Origin of the sequence: Paenibacillus sp. FSL M8-0334 (assembly GCF_038000405.1) — a bacterium.
Classification (GTDB): Bacteria; Bacillota; Bacilli; order Paenibacillales; family Paenibacillaceae; genus Paenibacillus_AQ; species Paenibacillus_AQ campinasensis.
In genome coordinates this window covers 949,115-965,138 of the sequence record NZ_JBBOCH010000002.1, presented here as the reverse complement: position 1 = coordinate 965,138, position 16,024 = coordinate 949,115, and the positions used below count along the sequence as shown (strand labels likewise).

The window sequence follows — 16,024 nt, the reverse complement described above, 5'->3', positions numbered from 1 at the left end:
AGGCGACCTGCTATTTTCATTTAGTTAAAATTTGTGCAACCGTGCTCGGTTTCCTATTCACAGCGGCTTGGGATCGTGGGAGCTCGCAACCCCCATCACTTTCCAGAACGAGTCCTTCGGCTCATGCCTCTCATCAAACAGGAACGGCCAATTTCTGCGCCCTCTCACCGGGAAATCATGCAGCCAGGTATAGTCATCAGCCGCTCCCCAAAAGGTAACCGATCCGATTACATCCTGATATTCCTTAAACAGCCCAAAAAACTGCTCATAACGCGCTGCTTGAAGCTCCAGCATGTCCGCTGTCGGAGATGTCAAGTCGGTTCGGCGGTCCTCGAACTCAAACATCGATACATCCAGCTCCGTAATATGAAGCACAACGCCGAGACTCGCATAGGTTTCAATCGCTACACGGATTTCATCCAGCGCGGGGCTAACCAGGTTCCAGTGCGCCTGCATGCCAATGCCGTGGATTGGAACGTCCCGCTCCTTCAAGGACTTGACCAGGGAATAGATTTTATCCCGTTTGGCTGGAAACGACTCGTTATAATCATTGTAAAATAACAAAGCATCCGGATCGGCGTCATGCGCGTATTCAAACGCTTTTGCGATAAATTCCTCACCAGCAATATCAAGCCATTTGGAAGAGCGAAGGAGTTCATTACCACTGTCGGAGACTGCCTCATTCACGACATCCCAAGCATAAATACGACCCTTGTAGCGGCCGGCCACAGTATCAATATGTTCCTTCATCCGTGCCAGCAGAACTTCGCGGCCAATGACGTTTCCTGAACGATCCTGAAACACCCAATCCGGCGTCTGATTGTGCCATACTAGCGTATGGCCTCTGACGGCCATGTCGTTCGCTCTCGCGAAGTCCATGAGTCTGTCCGCCTCTGAAAAAGTGTATTCTCCCTCCTCGGGGTGAAGCCTTTCGAATTTCATTTCATTCTCCGCAGTGACACTGTTGAAATGCTGTACGAGCAGCTCTTTTTGGGCATCCAAGGTTAACGGATTCACGGCCGCCCCGATCAAAAAGCGATCCTGAAAAGTTTCGGCTAGACTCATTGCGGCAATCCCATGCTTCTTGTCCATCCTTCATCCCCCTCACGTTATCTCATATCCCCAACATAGCATAAGGATACGAGTCATTGAATGAGCATTGTAAACATGGCATATCAGAAATTATATATGTTAAAAAAACGGCCTCCGACTACTGACCCTCTTCCTCACCTCTATGCCTATGACCTCGTCTCTATGCCTTTGACCTCGCCTCTATGCCCTTGAGCTCCTCCTTCCTCTCCCCCTCCCCTTTAATCATTATCCCTTTCGTTCAGGGTGTAGGGAGTCTGAAACATAGAAACAAGCGAATGACCGTCAGTCATGATCGGCTTAACAGTTGAAAAAGAGAGTGCATTATGCGCACAAACAAGTGTTGATGAGTGAGAATCAGGAAACGTGAATCGAAATAATAAGACATTTTTTTCACGTTTTCGATTGAAAGAGGAACATACGTTTGCTATAATGAAATAAAAGGAACGAGTGTTCGTCATTTTCTTTAATCGGGAATTTATGCAAGTAAACTTTTATTCGGGGTGAGCGGATATGATGAGCCATACGGGGACGGAGCTTCAATCTTTCCATAACCGTTATCAGAGCGAGCAAGACTGCATGGAGGCGCTGATTGCCATGAAATGGCCAAGCGGTTTTATTTGCCCGCGCTGTAATCACACAGGGTGCAGCCGTCTGAGCTCCCGGCGTATTCCCTTGTTCGAGTGTGGACGATGCAAGCATCAGACATCGGCTTTGGTGGGCACCATTTTTGAAGGAACCCGGCTTCCCTTGCTCAAGTGGTTCATTGCCCTGGATTTGTTCCTGCTCCCGGACGGCATCTCGGCCACACGGCTGTGTCAAGTGATTGACGTCACTTACAAGACCGCGTGGTTAATGCTGCACAAAATTCGCCATGCTGCCCTGTATTTCGATGCCCGGGAGCTGCTCTACGGCGATGTGAAGGTAAACAGTGATCAATATGGACGCAATCCCTCCCGATGTACGGTTTCGCATCCACATGCCTCGGCAGTCGTTGCTGGCTGCACGGTCGATGAGGCCGGTGAACCGCAGCAAGTCATAATTCGCCTGGTACCGCAGAGCCGAGGAACCGATAAAAAGGCAGCGCGTCGCGATCTTACCGCGTTCATTGATGAGCATGTGGATCACCTGTCATCGGACGTCGGTCTGTTCCCTCAAGCGTTTCGATTGTATACGCCTTTGCGGAACGTCGTCAGAGAGGCTTGGAAGTCGCTAACAAGCACTTATGGTGCGCTGGAGCTGAAGCATCTCCAGGCCTATTTGAGTGAGTATACAGGACGCCGCTGGTTGCGCTTGTCCGAGACGGAGGAATCGATGGGTCAGAAGTTGCTGAAGATGTGTGTGACCGTGCCGCGGATTTCCTACAGGCAGTTGATCGCCCGCCAATGTAATCCCTCCCTTGCCGCTGTTGCATGATCAGTATGTTGGAAACCATATGAAATCACAGCATCTCTGAACATATTGTATTTGGATGGCCACAAGGGGCGCCTAGCCAGTCTGTTCTGTTTGTTTGCTGTCCTGATTAAACGGGATAACTGCGCAAGGGTTCTGGGAAAGCGAATTATCAATAAAAACTCACACGCGATCTCCATCCAGCGCTGTCTCGATCAAACCAAGGGCGTTTCCCGGATGCCACACAGGGAACCACCCGCGCAGGACCGCTCCTCCTTCCGGATGATTGGCCGCAATTAGGTCACCGCCATGTCGCCGGATAATTCGCTGCGAAATGGTGAGCCCGAGACCGCTTCCACCCGTCGCACGGCTTCGGGAAGTTTCCCCCCGGTAAAGAGGTTCAAATGCCCGCTCCAGGTCTTCTGTCGAGAATCCTGAACCGGCATCCCGAATCTCGAAAACCACGCGATCGTCATCCTGGCTACAGCGAACTTCAATTGCACCGCCTGACGGTGTATGTCTGACCGCATTGTCTAGCAGATTGTTCATGGCCCTCTCCAGCAGATGGGCATCGCCGCTAATCATGCACGGCCCAGCCAGTTGACTGTTGATCACCATCTGATTGTGCTCCGCCAACGGTCGTAGACTGTCTACCGCCCGCTCCATCACCAGCTTCACATCCACCTCTTCCATGCTTAGCTTGGCCTCCAGATAGTCCAGCTTTGTAAAAGTAAACAGATCCTCTACGAGCAGACCCAGCTGTTCGGACTTCTGTTTGCATACCGCCACATATTTCGATATTTGTTCAGGCGACCGGGCGATTCCCTGCTCTAGGCCGTCCAAATAACCACGCAAAGCAAACAGCGGCGTACGCAAATCGTGGGCAACGGCGCTGATGACAAATCGGCGCTCCTTCTCCAATTGTGCCTGCTTTTGAAAGGAGTTCTGCAGTCCCTTCACCATCACGGCAAATCCGTCACGCACTTCGGAAATCTCGGTAATCCCCGATCGAGGCAGTTCCACGTCCCAATCTCCTTCCGCGATCTGCCTTGCCGCCACACTCATCTTCTCCAGCGGCTTTAAGAGCAGCCTGCGCATCGCTGCCCCCATGACAAAGAATGCCAGAATCAGCCCGGCAAATATGGAAAGGATCAGCGACATGTTCGACGAAGGCAGATAGATGATAGCTTTCCCATGCAGCTCTCCATTCACAATAATCGAGAACCGCTCGGTTGACGATGAAGTGCCCCGGCGATCCGGATCGGAACGAAACAGTTCCTCTCCTGAAGCAGACAGAAGTACCGCATCCATTTCCACTGCCTGCAGCTTGTCCTTCAATTCCCGCTGCCACGCCGGGTCGATCCAGCTTTCCGTTCCCGCTTCAATCCTGCCGATCATTTCGTCCAGCTGCTGCTGGACCTTCTGCTCATGCGACCGGGATTCAGATAAGCGGAATGTCCGATTCTCCATATAGTGAGATGCCACAAAAAACGTCCATGGCAATATAAACATCAATAGTAAACAGATGATGGTAAACGTACGAATTCGCACAGTTTTCATATTATTCTCCCTCATCAAAACGATAGCCTACGCCCCATACATTGATCAGGTGCTTCGGCTGATTCGGGTCTTGTTCGATCTTCTCACGCAGCCGCCCCAGATGCACACGCACGGTGTGCCTGTCGCCGATGCCTTCCCAGAACTTCCCCAGCAGCTGCTCATATGTGAACACTTGCCTCGGATGCTCCGCGAACAACCGCAGCAATTCATACTCCTTAGGGGTCAGCACCACCTTCTCCCCGTCTACAAACACTTCCCTTGCCGACAAATTAAGCTTAATGCGTCCGTATTCAAGTGTCCGCTCCACTGGACGCTGCGGCGAAGCCGAACGCCTCAGTACCGCACGGATACGGGCGATGATTTCACCGGGAGAAGCTGTTTTAACAATATAATCATCCCCTCCGAGCGTCAGTCCACGAATTTTGTCAACGTCGTCACTGCGGGCGCTCAGGAACAGGATCGGCACCTCGCTCTCCGCCCGAATCCGGCGGCACAGCTCGTAGCCGCTCTGTCCCGGCATCATGACATCAAGCACGATGCAATGAACCGCGTGCTTCGTAAAGAGAGACCACGCCGCTTGCGCATCATACGCGGTCAACACATGAAATTGTTCAAACTCTAAAAAATCCCGCAGCAGTTCCACGATGCTGGCATCGTCATCCACCACAAGTATCGTTGTCTTTTCACTCACAAATATCCCACCTTTGGAACCAGTTTATCATTTATTTCATAGGAAGCTAACGCACACTCCTGATTTGTGATACATTGTTATTGTTTTGTGACTTTTTGGACGCCTTGTTTGAGATATTCGTTTGTTACGATTCTTCTATGAACATTCCTTTAACGGAAGACGAGAAGGAGGATCAACATCATAAAAATTCAAATTGTACTGTTTGACGGTTTTGATCTAATGGATGCCATAGCTCCTTATGAAGTCTTTTGCGCCGCTGCCATGATCGCAGGCGGTACGCTCCATGTAGAACTGGTTACTGCCGAGGGGCCCCGATCCGTTCCGAGCGGCATGGGCGGCTTAAAGATTGAAGCCAGCGGCAAGCTGAACCCACAGCAAGCTGGCATTATCCTTGTCCCCGGCGCGGCCGGGGAGGTGGAGGGCGATGGCCCCGATTCTATCCCAGCCATTCTCGGCAGAGCCGCGCAAACGGAGCTGGGCAGTTTGATGCGCCAGGTGTTTGAACGGCCAGCGGTTGGTCAGCAGATAGACGAGCGACAGGCGCTTGAACGACAGGCAATCGAGGAGCAGAAAGATGAGCGACAGGCGCTCCAGCAGGACATCATCGTCGCTACTGTATGTGGCGGGTCGCTGCTGCTTGCGATGAACGGCCTGCTGGAGGGAAGGCATGCGGTTACCCACCATATGGGTATGGAGGTGCTGGCCGCCGCTGGAGCGATCCCGGTTGCAGCACGCGTTGTGGATGATGGCAATCTCGTCTCCGGCGGCGGCGTTACTTCTGGGCTCGATGTAGCACTATATCTGGTGGAACGCGAGCTCGGACCCAAAATAGCGCATGCGGTTGAGCAGCTGTTCGAATTCGAACGAAGAGGTACTGTCTGGAGAAATACCGGAATGGATCCGGGACAAGCCGCACGGAAGGACGGCGGAGCACGATCCGAGATGGAGCATGCCAAGACGGGACACTCCGTTACGGATCATGCCAGGACGGATGACATCGAGACAGGGTATTCCGAGGCGGATCACCTAAAGGAAGATCATTCCGAGCTAGTTGGAAGCATGCCCTACCTGAAGGATACCGCCTTACCGGCCTCTGCCTTCGATGGAGACTGGGATATTGCCATCGCTACGCCAATCGGAAATATGCAGGTCATGCTGTCGATATCCTCTGTAGATGGACAGATTCAGGGTCAGGCAACTCAGGCAAACGAGACGGTGCCTTTCCTGAATCCTGTGCTAAAGGATGGCAAGCTGATCTGGTCGCTGCGCGTCACGAAGCCAATGCGATTGAACCTGAAATTTGAAGTGGCCGTCGAGACTGATCGCATGACCGGTGTTGCCAAAGCCGGCATGCTGCCTGCCTCGAAATTGACAGGCACGCGAAGATCCTGACCGTCCTGATCCGAACTGAAATTTGGGAGCGAGAGACGTTCATCGCTCTCCCATCTCTGGAGGTTTACGAATCCATGAATCGACGCAAAACTTTATTCCGGCTCCTCGCTGGGATCACCATCATTTTCATCTTCTACTCACTGGTCAAAAATTATGTCATTGATCCAAGTGCCGCCGGATTTATAGGCCATAAAACAGGACTACGGCGGACGCTCAACCTCCCGGTCTGGTTAAACGTGATGTACGTTCATGTTGCATTCGCATGTGTTGCTATGGCTTCCGGGCTGCTTAATTTCTCCAATCGTCTTTTGGAAAAAAGCCGCCGGTTCCATCGCATCAACGGCTACCTCTATATCGTGTCCGTACTCATCGTCGTACTAACCTCCGGATATATGGCTCCTTACGCTACAGGGGGCAGGGTCAGCAGCATCGGATTCAACTTACTGAATATGATCTGGCCGTTTATCACCATCATGGCGCTCGTGCAAATCAAAAAGAAGCGAATGATCCGGCACCGCAACTGGATGATCCGCAGCTACGCTTTTTGTTTCACCAATATGCTGATTCATCTCATTACCACGCTCTTGCATTACGGGATCGGTCTGGATTACCCGTTAAGCTACACCATTAGCGTATACAGCTCCATCGCGTTGCTGCTGATCATTCCTGAATTTGTGATCCGCACGATATTCCGTAACCCGCGAGAACACGCGATCCACAGCTGAATTATCCAAGCGCTGCACGCTTCGCCACGCACCTGCGGCGCGGAGCGGCCAGGGAACGCTGCACGCCTCGCCATGCACCTGCGGGGTGGAGCAGCCAGGGACCGCTGCACGCTTCGCCACACACCTGCGAGGTGGAGCAGCCAGGGACCGCTGCACGCTTCGCCACGCACCTGCGGGGCGGAGCGGGACCCCTTGGTCAAAACAAAACACCGGATCAGGCAAGGAGCTGCACTCCTGCTTGAACCGGTGTTTTCATGTGTGTCTGCTTACTCTTTGACACCGCCGACATTCAGACCGACAACAAAATACTTTTGCACAAATGGATAAACCAGAAGAATCGGCACGGATGCCACGACCGTTACGGCAGCGCGAATCGAAATCGGCGTTACCATGTTCACAGCAGCGTCCTGCGTCATCCCGGCTCCGGCAGCCACTGCCGGATTGCTGTTCGCGTTCATACTGGATGACAGCAGCTTCATCAGCTCATACTGCAAAGTGCTCAGCTCTTGGCGGGAGGAGGTATAGATGAATGCATCGAACCAGGAGTTCCAAGCTCCCACGGCCACGAAAAGCGCAATAGTTGCCAGCACCGGCTTACACAGCGGGAAGATGATCCGGACGAAGATTTTAAAATCCCCGGCTCCGTCAATTCTTGCCGATTCGACCAAGCTTTCCGAAATCGTTCCGATATACGTCCGGATAACGATCATATTGAATGCGCTGATCATCGACGGGATTACATATACCCAGAATGAATTCAGCAGGTGCAAGTCCTTCATCAGAAAATATCCAGGAATCAAACCGGCGTTAAAGTACATCGTCAGAATAAAGATCAATGTAATCGGCTTGCGGAACACATACTCCCGACGACTCAGCGTATATGCCAGCATCGTGGTCAAGACCAGATTCAGCAGCGTTGAAAGCACCGTTCGTGCCACGGAAACCCAGAACGCATCATATATCGTTCCCGAAGCAAATACCGCCTTGTAATTCTGCCAAGTAAATTCCCTCGGCCAGAGATAGATTCCGCCCCGGATCGTATCATTCCCCGCATTCAGGGAAACGACGATCGTGTTCAGGAACGGATATAATGTGACAATGACAAGACCTATCATGAACAAGGTATTGAACGTATTAAAAAGGATCGGCTCTACTCTTTTTTTTCTGACGGATTTAGGCGCTGCGGCAGCAGTTGCTGGCCCAGGGCTGGTTGGTTGATTTGCCATTATAGCAGCCTCTCTTCCCCTAGCCGTTTCGCGACTCCGTTTGCAATCAATAACAGCGTCACACTAACGACCGTTTTAAATATACCGGCAGCCGTTGCTAATGAGTAATTTCCTTGGGCAAGCCCGTACTTCAGCACGAAAATGTCAATCGTTTGCGACCAGTCGACAACAAGGCCGTTGCCCAGCAAGTATTGAACCTCGAATCCTGCTTCCAGAATGTGACCGACCTGCATGATCAACAGAATGATGATCGTTGGCTTAATGCCCGGCAAAGTGACATGGAACATTTTCCGATAGCGGCTTGCCCCGTCCATATCGGCAGCCTCATAAAGCGCCGGGTCGATGGATGCCATCGCAGCCAAATATATAATCGTATTCCAGCCGACTTCTTTCCAAACATGCGACGCCCCGACGATTCCCCAGAAGTATTTGCCTTCACTGAGCCATTGGATCGGCTCCTTGATGAGATGCAGCTTCATAAGGATATCATTGATGATTCCGTCCGAAGCCAAGCTCGTCGCCACAATCCCGGTTACGATGATCCAGGATAGAAAGTGCGGAAGATAGGAGATCGTCTGTACGGTTCTTTTCCAAACCACTTTCTTGATTTCATTCAGTAACAATGCAAGGATAATTGCAGTCGTAAAGCCGAGAATCATATTGATAACACTCATTGCGAGCGTATTGCGAAGCACTTGCAGGAAACTTTCATCCTTAAAAAGAAATTCAAAATGTTTAAATCCTACCCACGTCTGTTCACTAAAGTCTCTAGCCGGCTTGTAGTCCTGGAAAGCCATGGTCCATCCCCAAATAGGAACGTAGGCAAACAAGATGATGTAAGCCATCAGAGGCACCGACATATAGATCAACTGTCTCTGTTCTTTGAGTACGGCCCAGGTGATTTTCTTGTTTGTCTTAGGCTTCCGGACGGCAGAGTCTTTGACAAAGGTCTCTTCCATAAGTTTGTTCTCCCCAAAACCCCATATTTCGTAAACAAGGAAGGCATGAAGCCTTCCCGTTTCCGATTCATCTACCTTCCGTTGCCTTACTTAACAGACCAAGTGTCTCTTCTCCATTGCAGCACTTCATTAATCCGATCTTCATAAGCCTTGATGTTGAGCTTGCGGATTTCAGAGACGTACTCATCCCAGACGCTGTCGAATTCTTCAGGTTTAGCAAGAATGGCTTTCGGTAAGAACTTCGTGGACAACTCATTTTGCTTCGTATTCACGATTTTCGCTTCAGATCCGTCTACCAGGTCGACAGACCATGCCGGGTAAGCGATGTCGTTCTCGGGAGCCGGGCTGAAGAAGTCAACATAGCTGTTGAAACCGTATTGGGCAAGGAAGTTCTTGTCATACTCCCTCAAAGCGGCTACCATTTCTTCAGGCTGGGCAGCGGCATCTGTAGCGTTGCCGTCCGAGAATAAACCTTCCATTTTTGGTGCTTGACCGTGGAAAGAATCGGCTTTGTTCGCGAGCTTCCAGGTTGCATCGGTAAACTGATCGCGCTGCTCCTGCGTTTTCATGAAGCGGCCGTCCTTGACAATGTAATCTTCCCCTTCAATCCCCCAGGACAAGATTTTTTGCCAATCTTCTTGAATCAGCGTATCCAACAATTTGATAATTCGAATCGCCTGCTCTTCGGATGCGTTGACCGTGATCCCGAAACCGTTATTGAGGTTCAAAGCCGGACGATCTTTGTAATGATCCCGGATGCCTTCATCAAATACAAGCGGAAGACCGACATACGTTCTTTCATCTTTCTTCTGAGTAATCAGCGCGTCCTCTGCACTTTGGAAGTTCCAGTGCTGGTCAAACATGCCAAGAACTGCACCGCTGGAGATTTTCGCCATATACTGGTCAAAGTTCTGGGTGAACGCTTCTTTATCGATGATACCCAGGGCATTCATTTCGTTCAGCTTTTGATAATAACGTTTGGCATAGTCCTTGTCGGCAAAAATTTCCGCCTTGCCGTCTTTAACGACCACACCGCCATCGTTCGGATGACCAATCAAATGCTGAGGAGCATTGAACAGCCCCCAGTTCTTCCAGTCATAGTTCAGAATTTCAAAGCCGATCGTCGGCGTACCGTCGATGGTCGGATACTTTTCCTTGTATTGTTTAATCAAGTCAAAATATTGATCCAAGGTTTTAACCTCTGGATATCCCGCCTCTGCCAACACGTCCTTCTGAATCCAGAAAGCCGGGCCCGAATACCAAGACGAGGTAACGTCCGCATTCGTTACACCGTAGTTTGGAAGATTGTAAATATGACCGTCATTCGGGTCTTTCATCATGTTCCAGTACTTCTCATAATGCTTCTTCAAGTTTGGCGCATGTTCTTCAATCAAATCCTCGAGCGGGATAAAGGCACCGGCAGCTGTCAGCTTTTGATTCGCTGTCATCATGTCCGGATAATCGCCGCCTGCAATCATAACGCCGAGCTTCTGGTCAATATCGCCTGCCAGGAACTCGAATTTGAAGGATGCTCCTGTCTTTTCCCTGATTAATTTATAAATCTTGTTGTCAGGTGTTGGTTGCTGGTCGGGCTGACCGATGAAAACCGAAATTTCAAACGGCTCGACTCCATTCGCGACATTATCCCCGGCTGCCTGTCCGTTATTATCGTTCTTGGCAGCTCCCTGGTTGTTACCGCCGCTGCAAGCCGATAGTACGAGACCAAGCGAAAGCAGCAGCATCATGCTGAACCGGAGTACCGACTTATTCTTTCCCCCCATATAAAGCACCTCCGAAATGATATGGTTATTCCAGGGACTGAAAACCCTTTCAATAACTTATCCTTATTGTAAAAGCGCTGCCAAGCGCGAAACTATAACACAATTAAAGCATTACCCCTAAAAACTTTAGTTCCTGTTTTTGTATTCATTAGGGGACATTCCCAATCGTTTCTCGAATTGTTTCAGGAACTGGCTGTAATTCACATAGCCTACCTGTTCCGCGATTTCGCTGTTTTTATACTGGTTAAGCCGAAGCAGCCGGGTGGCCTCCTCAATCCGGAGGTTATGCACCCACTCGTTAAATCCGACACCATTCTTCTTCATGAGCAATTGCCCCAGATACACCGGGTGCAGGTAAAAGATCTCCGCCAGCTTCTTAATGGTCAAGCCTTCGCGGTAATGGGCCCGGATATATTGGTTGATGTCGTGAATGATTCCTTGGGAGACACGAATGTTCTCCTCAAGCAGCAGATCGATGCATTCAAATCCGAATGCACGCAGCTGATCGATCAAATCATCCATCATTACCGCCTGGCCCGGGATGCGGGACGGATTGTATTTCTCCAGAAGACGTTCAGCTGCGTCCGGCATCTCTTTAACCAGCTCACTGATCTGGAAAAACAAATGGGCCACAAAATGGATGACAATCTCGGGCGCAACCCATTCATCGCGGAAATGCCGCGCCGCAGCCCACACCGCTTCCTCGAAGCCGGATTTATCGAGCAGCTGAAGCGCGGTGATGATGCGGTCCGCCTGACTGACCTGGTCGTAGCGATAGTTGAAGGCTCGCAGCTGTACAGCGCTGCGCCGCTTGATTCCGGTATGCACGTATTCATAAAACTGAAGCTGCAGCAACTCCTTCGCCTCGCGGTAGCTGGCTTCAATCCCGCGCAGGGAAGGCGTGCCCCTTCCTAATCCGATGAATTCCCGCGAGCTGCCGGCCACACTCGCCAGTCGCTGAATGCGGCCTATGCCGTCCGGCCCGTCTTCATTCGGGGCATACCCGAACACAAGAGCCGATCCGGTGTTATCCAGATCAATCCAGTACGATGCCCTCGGATCATGGGGAGCGAACAGCAGACGCTCCTTGAGCTCCATTCGTCTCTGTGCATCCGCCTGGATCAGACACACATTCCATGCCTCACACAGCTCGGAGAGGCGATCAATGACTCTCTGCTTCTCCGCAGACGCATACTGGGGATAGAGCAGGCTCTCAATCGCGGTCACCGCTTCTTCATAGGAGGCGATGCGGTGGATGCGCTGACGTTCCTGTTCGCCCAGCAGTTCCTTGTAAATCCCTCTCAGCTCCTCCGACACACTTTCCTCATCAATCGGCTTGAGAAAGTAGTGGGAGACGCCAAAGCGTAACGCCTTCTGCGCGTATTGAAATTCGCTGTACCCGCTGACGATGGCAAACCGGACCGGCCAGCCCCCTCGTTGCCTCCACGCCTCGATCAGCTCTAGTCCGTCCATCAAGGGCATACGGACATCCGTAATGACGAGTTCGGGCCGCAGCTGCTCCATCAGCTTGAGACCTTCCACACCATTTTCGCAGCTACCGCATACTTCATACCCGAGCTTTGCCCAATCAATCCACAGCTGCATCCCTTCCAGTGCTCCGGGCTCATCGTCAATCAACAGCACTTTGAACACCGTGTTTCCCATTAGAGTTCCCCCTGATTCGAATCCGGATTGTCCAGCAGCTGAAGCGGAATGTCGAAGGAGACATGGGTTCCTTCATTCAGACTGCTTCGAATGTCAAAACGAACCTGATCGTTATAATACAGCTCAAGTCTGCGGTACACATTGCGAATGCCAACGCTGTTGCCATGCGCATTTTCACTGCGCATCGATATCAGCATCTCCCGCAGCTTCTCCGGCTCAATGCCTTTGCCGTTATCAGAGATGACGATGCGCAGCATGGCATCCGCCACCGAAGCTGTAACCCTGATCAGTCCCATCGACTTGACCGTTTGAATCCCGTGCTTGCAGGCGTTCTCCACCAGCGGCTGGATGCTCATCTTCGGAATTTTGTAGCCCAGCGCCTTCTCGTCGATGTCGAACTCGTACTCAAATTTGTCCCGGAAACGGAACTTCTCGATTTTCAAATACATTTCGATGAACATCATCTCTTCCTCAAGCGTGACCAGATCCTCCTTCCACTGCAGCAAACGGCGCAGCAGCTTGGACAGACTCTTAATGATATCCGTCACTTCCGTATATTGATGCTTCGTGCAGACCACCAGAATGGCATTCAGCGTGTTGAACAGAAAATGCGGATTCATCTGGCTTTGCAGAAAGTTCAGCTCTGCCCGCACCCGCTCCATCTCCAGGCTTTTCTTCTGGATCTCCAGTTTGTATACATTGTTGATGAGCGAGTTGATCCTCGTGGTCATCCGGTTGAAATTGCGGATCACCCCGCCGATCTCATCACGTCCCTCATCGATCTCGATCAGGTCGAACTTCTCATTGGTCACCTTGTGCATATGTCGGGACAATCGCTTCACCCGGTAGTGGTACGATCGGAGGAGCACATAGATAAAAATCGATGCAATCAGCGTCACCGCAATGGCCAGCAGACCGACATACAGCCGCATTTCGAACATCGCATTAGCCACCCTTGCTCCTTGCGGAATTCCGATCAGACGCCAGCCTTTGACGTATCGGGCGCTGCCAATCGACACGATCTCGGCCCCCTGCTGCAGATGGTCCTCTGTAAATTCAAATTTGGGATACCCTTCCGCTCCTGCCTTGCGGTAGCCTGCTACGGACATAATGATTTCATCCTGCTCGTTGATCAAATATAAATCCAAATAATTTCGCTCACGGGCAATGACTTCATAGATGATGCCAAGATCAATATCAATCCGCAGCACCTTGTTGTATCTGCTATAGGAATCATAATAGTCCATCTGCTCAATCACACTTAGGAACGGCACCGTCTGTGTTCGGTCGTTCGTCTGCGCTGCCTGGTATGAAGCGACCGTGACCGGATGCTCCGATGCTCTCCACAGCCGGTACCACTCGCTGTTCTTCACCTCGTCATCAATGACATAGTAGTTTCCGCCCGGCACAATGGTCGGATTGTCGGTAAAGATTCCGATTCTTAAAATTTGGCGATTCACCGGGATGTAGCTTGCTACCCGATTCCGAAGCTTCTCGTCAAACGTGTCGTAAAAATCGATCGGGCCAGTGTAGGTTCGGTCCAGCATCTCATATAGTGCCTTATCCGTGTTGAGCGCATGGCTGACGGCCACGCCGCCCTCGATAAAATCGTAAATATCCTTTCGAGCCCGCTCCATCGAAATATCCAGGTTCTGCTGCTCCCGCTCCATGATGAAACCGGACATCCGGTCCATCAGCAGAATATGAATCACCAGAATCGGCAGCAGTACCCCGACCAGGAAAACGAGCAAAAACTTGTACCTTAACGGAATATCATTAATCCATCCCCGCAGCCTGAATCTTCTGCGCATCTGTACACCGCCCCCGCTATGGCTCAATCCGCCGGTTTGCCCGTCCCGTCATGCTGCTTGTATACCGAGGGCAGCACGCCGGTAGCCTGTTTGAACTTGCTTATAAAATAATCGGTGTTGGAATATCCAACCTGACGGGCGACATCGGATATTTTCAACTGCGATCGCTTTAGCAGCCGCTTCGCTTCCTCCACCCGCTTGGTGTTAATGTAGTCGTTGAAAGGCATCCCGGTCTGCTTCTTGAACGCTTGCCCCAAATAAGCCGGGTTCATATGGAACCTGTCAGCCAGACCGCGCAGCTTCAGCTTCGAGCGAAACTGTTCATCCACATACTGAATCACCTGCCGTATCGTGTTCTGCTCATGCTCGTGCTGCAATCGGACGAACAGGTCGGCCGCTTCCGCACACAGCCGGAGCATATACGCCTTGAGAGCTGCATAGTCCTCCAGTTCCGCCAATGCTCCGCCTCCCTCCCGCATCTGCTGCATGAACAGATCCGCATCGCCGCCGGAGCGAACGATGTAACGGCACAGCTCCAGCTCCAGATTGGCAATGAACGCGATAACCGCCGGAATTCCCGACCTGCTCCGCGCAAGCGCTGCAAAGATCTCTTCCGCCGCAGCCTTCATACCATCCGATTGTCCTGCCGCGATCTGAGTCAACAGCTGCTTCACCCCGTATTTCGCTCCGCCTTCCGTTCCGTCGCTGACACTGCGGGCACAGTGCCAATATACCCCCGATTTCCCTTCACTTTGTTTGGCTGTGCAAATGTCCAGCGCCTGTCTGTACAGCTTTCGGATAGAACGCAAGCCGTGCGCCCGCTCGCTCACCGCCAGCACCACCTGCTGTTCAGGAGTGGAATACTCCTGGCATATCTGCTCCAGCAGCTCCTCCAGTTGCGATTTTGCCATGTCAGCCGCACTTACAACGATGCCAATCCGGTTTCTGCTATCCTGAAAAGTTCGCCCCGCAGACGACAGGCTCCTTTGTATGGCCGGCAGCAGGCTGTGCAAATGCGGACTGGCCTCCACCAACACACATCGCACCTCGGTGTCCTCCTGCCATTTAAGAAGTGCTGCCGCTTCCTTCTCCAGCCCTTCATCGCTCTCGCCCTGAACCAGCCGGTTCAGCATATGGTTGATCACAAGCGATTGCTGATGAGACCAGAGCTGTGCGGTGATGCGGTCCTCGGTTATTCGCTGGCTGATGCGGGCCAGCACAAGCTCAATCTCCTCTTCATCAATCGGCTTGAGCAAATAATCAGCCACCCGGTTTCGCATCGCGATCTTGGCATACTCAAAATCATCATACCCGCTCAAAATGATAAATTGGGGAGGCTTGGCAATCGTACGCCGGGCCTGCTCAATCATCTCCAATCCGCTGACAGCCGGCATGCGAATATCCGTCAGCACCAGATCCGGCCGCAGCTTGGTTATCATCATCATCGCACTGGAGCCGTCCATCGCCTCCGCGCATACCTCGAATCCGTGTCTTTGCCAGTTCACCATGGACCGCAGCCCTTCAAGCACCCACGGCTCATCATCCACCAGAAGCACCTGCAGCATTGCTGCACCCCTCCTTTTTAACATGCCTGAACTGATATACCAATGACCCTTTTCTCGTCCTCCATATTGCCTTCTCGTCACCAATGTAAGCGTAATCATAATATTATGCTAGCATATCGGATTACGCTAGTGTTATATAAAATCAATAAAAAAAGCCGATCCCTTCTT

At 51.6% G+C, this 16,024-nt stretch carries 12 protein-coding genes; 3 read left to right on the top strand and 9 right to left on the bottom strand.

Features of this window, described 5'->3' with window-relative positions; all coding sequences use genetic code 11:
• Positions 1-57: 57 nt before the first annotated feature.
• Positions 58-1,092: an endo-1,4-beta-xylanase gene (locus MKX64_RS18550; RefSeq protein ID WP_095397750.1), complete on the bottom strand. Its 1,035-nt coding sequence runs from the start codon at positions 1,090-1,092 to the stop codon at positions 58-60.
• A 510-nt stretch (positions 1,093-1,602) separates the two neighbouring features.
• Here MKX64_RS18550 and MKX64_RS18545 point away from each other — a divergent pair.
• Positions 1,603-2,505, top strand: coding sequence for a transposase (locus MKX64_RS18545; protein ID WP_095397749.1), 903 nt, complete (start codon positions 1,603-1,605; stop codon positions 2,503-2,505).
• Between the two features lie 159 nt (positions 2,506-2,664).
• On the opposite strand, the gene MKX64_RS18540 is transcribed toward MKX64_RS18545, so the two are convergent.
• A complete protein-coding gene (locus tag MKX64_RS18540; RefSeq protein WP_095397748.1) occupies positions 2,665-4,041 on the bottom strand; it encodes a sensor histidine kinase in 1,377 nt (458 codons plus the stop codon).
• Between the two features lies 1 nt (position 4,042).
• A complete protein-coding gene (locus MKX64_RS18535) occupies positions 4,043-4,732 on the bottom strand; it encodes a response regulator transcription factor (protein ID WP_095264178.1) in 690 nt (229 codons plus the stop codon).
• Between the two features lie 177 nt (positions 4,733-4,909).
• Here MKX64_RS18535 and MKX64_RS18530 point away from each other — a divergent pair, with 177 nt between their 5' ends.
• Both MKX64_RS18530 and MKX64_RS18525 read left to right on the top strand, forming a co-directional pair.
• The gene (locus MKX64_RS18530; protein WP_095397747.1) at positions 4,910-6,124 is read left to right on the top strand and encodes a DJ-1/PfpI family protein; all 1,215 of its coding nucleotides are present in this window, start codon (positions 4,910-4,912) and stop codon (positions 6,122-6,124) included.
• A 74-nt stretch (positions 6,125-6,198) separates the two neighbouring features.
• Entirely contained in the window at positions 6,199-6,849 is a 651-nt protein-coding gene (locus MKX64_RS18525) for a DUF2306 domain-containing protein (RefSeq protein ID WP_095397746.1), read from the top strand.
• 266 nt (positions 6,850-7,115) lie between these two features.
• On the opposite strand, the gene MKX64_RS18520 is transcribed toward MKX64_RS18525, so the two are convergent.
• The 6 genes from MKX64_RS18520 to MKX64_RS18495 all read right to left on the bottom strand — a co-directional run bounded on the left by MKX64_RS18520 (position 7,116) and on the right by MKX64_RS18495 (position 15,856).
• Positions 7,116-8,075, bottom strand: coding sequence for a carbohydrate ABC transporter permease (locus MKX64_RS18520; protein ID WP_095264168.1), 960 nt, complete (start codon positions 8,073-8,075; stop codon positions 7,116-7,118).
• Entirely contained in the window at positions 8,075-9,034 is a 960-nt protein-coding gene (locus MKX64_RS18515; protein WP_095264165.1) for an ABC transporter permease, read from the bottom strand. The genes MKX64_RS18520 and MKX64_RS18515 overlap by 1 nt, the downstream gene beginning before the upstream one ends.
• Positions 9,035-9,120: 86 nt before the next feature.
• Positions 9,121-10,815, bottom strand: a complete 1,695-nt coding sequence (locus MKX64_RS18510; protein ID WP_095264163.1) for a sugar ABC transporter substrate-binding protein — start codon at positions 10,813-10,815, stop codon at positions 9,121-9,123.
• 126 nt (positions 10,816-10,941) lie between these two features.
• A complete protein-coding gene (locus tag MKX64_RS18505; RefSeq protein WP_341036964.1) occupies positions 10,942-12,480 on the bottom strand; it encodes a response regulator transcription factor in 1,539 nt (512 codons plus the stop codon).
• Positions 12,480-14,291 carry a sensor histidine kinase gene (locus tag MKX64_RS18500; protein ID WP_341036961.1) on the bottom strand — a complete coding sequence of 604 codons (1,812 nt, stop codon included), beginning with the start codon at positions 14,289-14,291 and terminating at the stop codon, positions 12,480-12,482. Before MKX64_RS18500 ends, MKX64_RS18505 begins: the two co-directional genes overlap by 1 nt.
• Positions 14,292-14,314: 23 nt before the next feature.
• A complete protein-coding gene (locus MKX64_RS18495) occupies positions 14,315-15,856 on the bottom strand; it encodes a response regulator (RefSeq protein ID WP_341036959.1) in 1,542 nt (513 codons plus the stop codon).
• Between the last annotated feature and the right edge of the window lie 168 nt (positions 15,857-16,024).

Excerpts from the sequence above, each read along its gene's own strand:
- MKX64_RS18550 (WP_095397750.1), bottom strand. The coding sequence starts at position 1,092 with ATGGACAAGAAGCATGGGATTGCCGCAATGAGTCTAGCCGAAACTTTT.
- MKX64_RS18545 (WP_095397749.1), top strand. The coding sequence starts at position 1,603 with ATGATGAGCCATACGGGGACGGAGCTTCAATCTTTCCATAACCGTTAT.
- MKX64_RS18540 (WP_095397748.1), bottom strand. The coding sequence starts at position 4,041 with ATGAAAACTGTGCGAATTCGTACGTTTACCATCATCTGTTTACTATTG.
- MKX64_RS18525 (WP_095397746.1), top strand. The coding sequence starts at position 6,199 with ATGAATCGACGCAAAACTTTATTCCGGCTCCTCGCTGGGATCACCATC.
- MKX64_RS18520 (WP_095264168.1), bottom strand. The coding sequence starts at position 8,075 with ATGGCAAATCAACCAACCAGCCCTGGGCCAGCAACTGCTGCCGCAGCG.
- MKX64_RS18515 (WP_095264165.1), bottom strand. The coding sequence starts at position 9,034 with ATGGAAGAGACCTTTGTCAAAGACTCTGCCGTCCGGAAGCCTAAGACA.
- MKX64_RS18510 (WP_095264163.1), bottom strand. The coding sequence starts at position 10,815 with ATGGGGGGAAAGAATAAGTCGGTACTCCGGTTCAGCATGATGCTGCTG.
- MKX64_RS18505 (WP_341036964.1), bottom strand. The coding sequence starts at position 12,480 with ATGGGAAACACGGTGTTCAAAGTGCTGTTGATTGACGATGAGCCCGGA.
- MKX64_RS18500 (WP_341036961.1), bottom strand. The coding sequence starts at position 14,291 with ATGCGCAGAAGATTCAGGCTGCGGGGATGGATTAATGATATTCCGTTA.
- MKX64_RS18495 (WP_341036959.1), bottom strand. The coding sequence starts at position 15,856 with ATGCTGCAGGTGCTTCTGGTGGATGATGAGCCGTGGGTGCTTGAAGGG.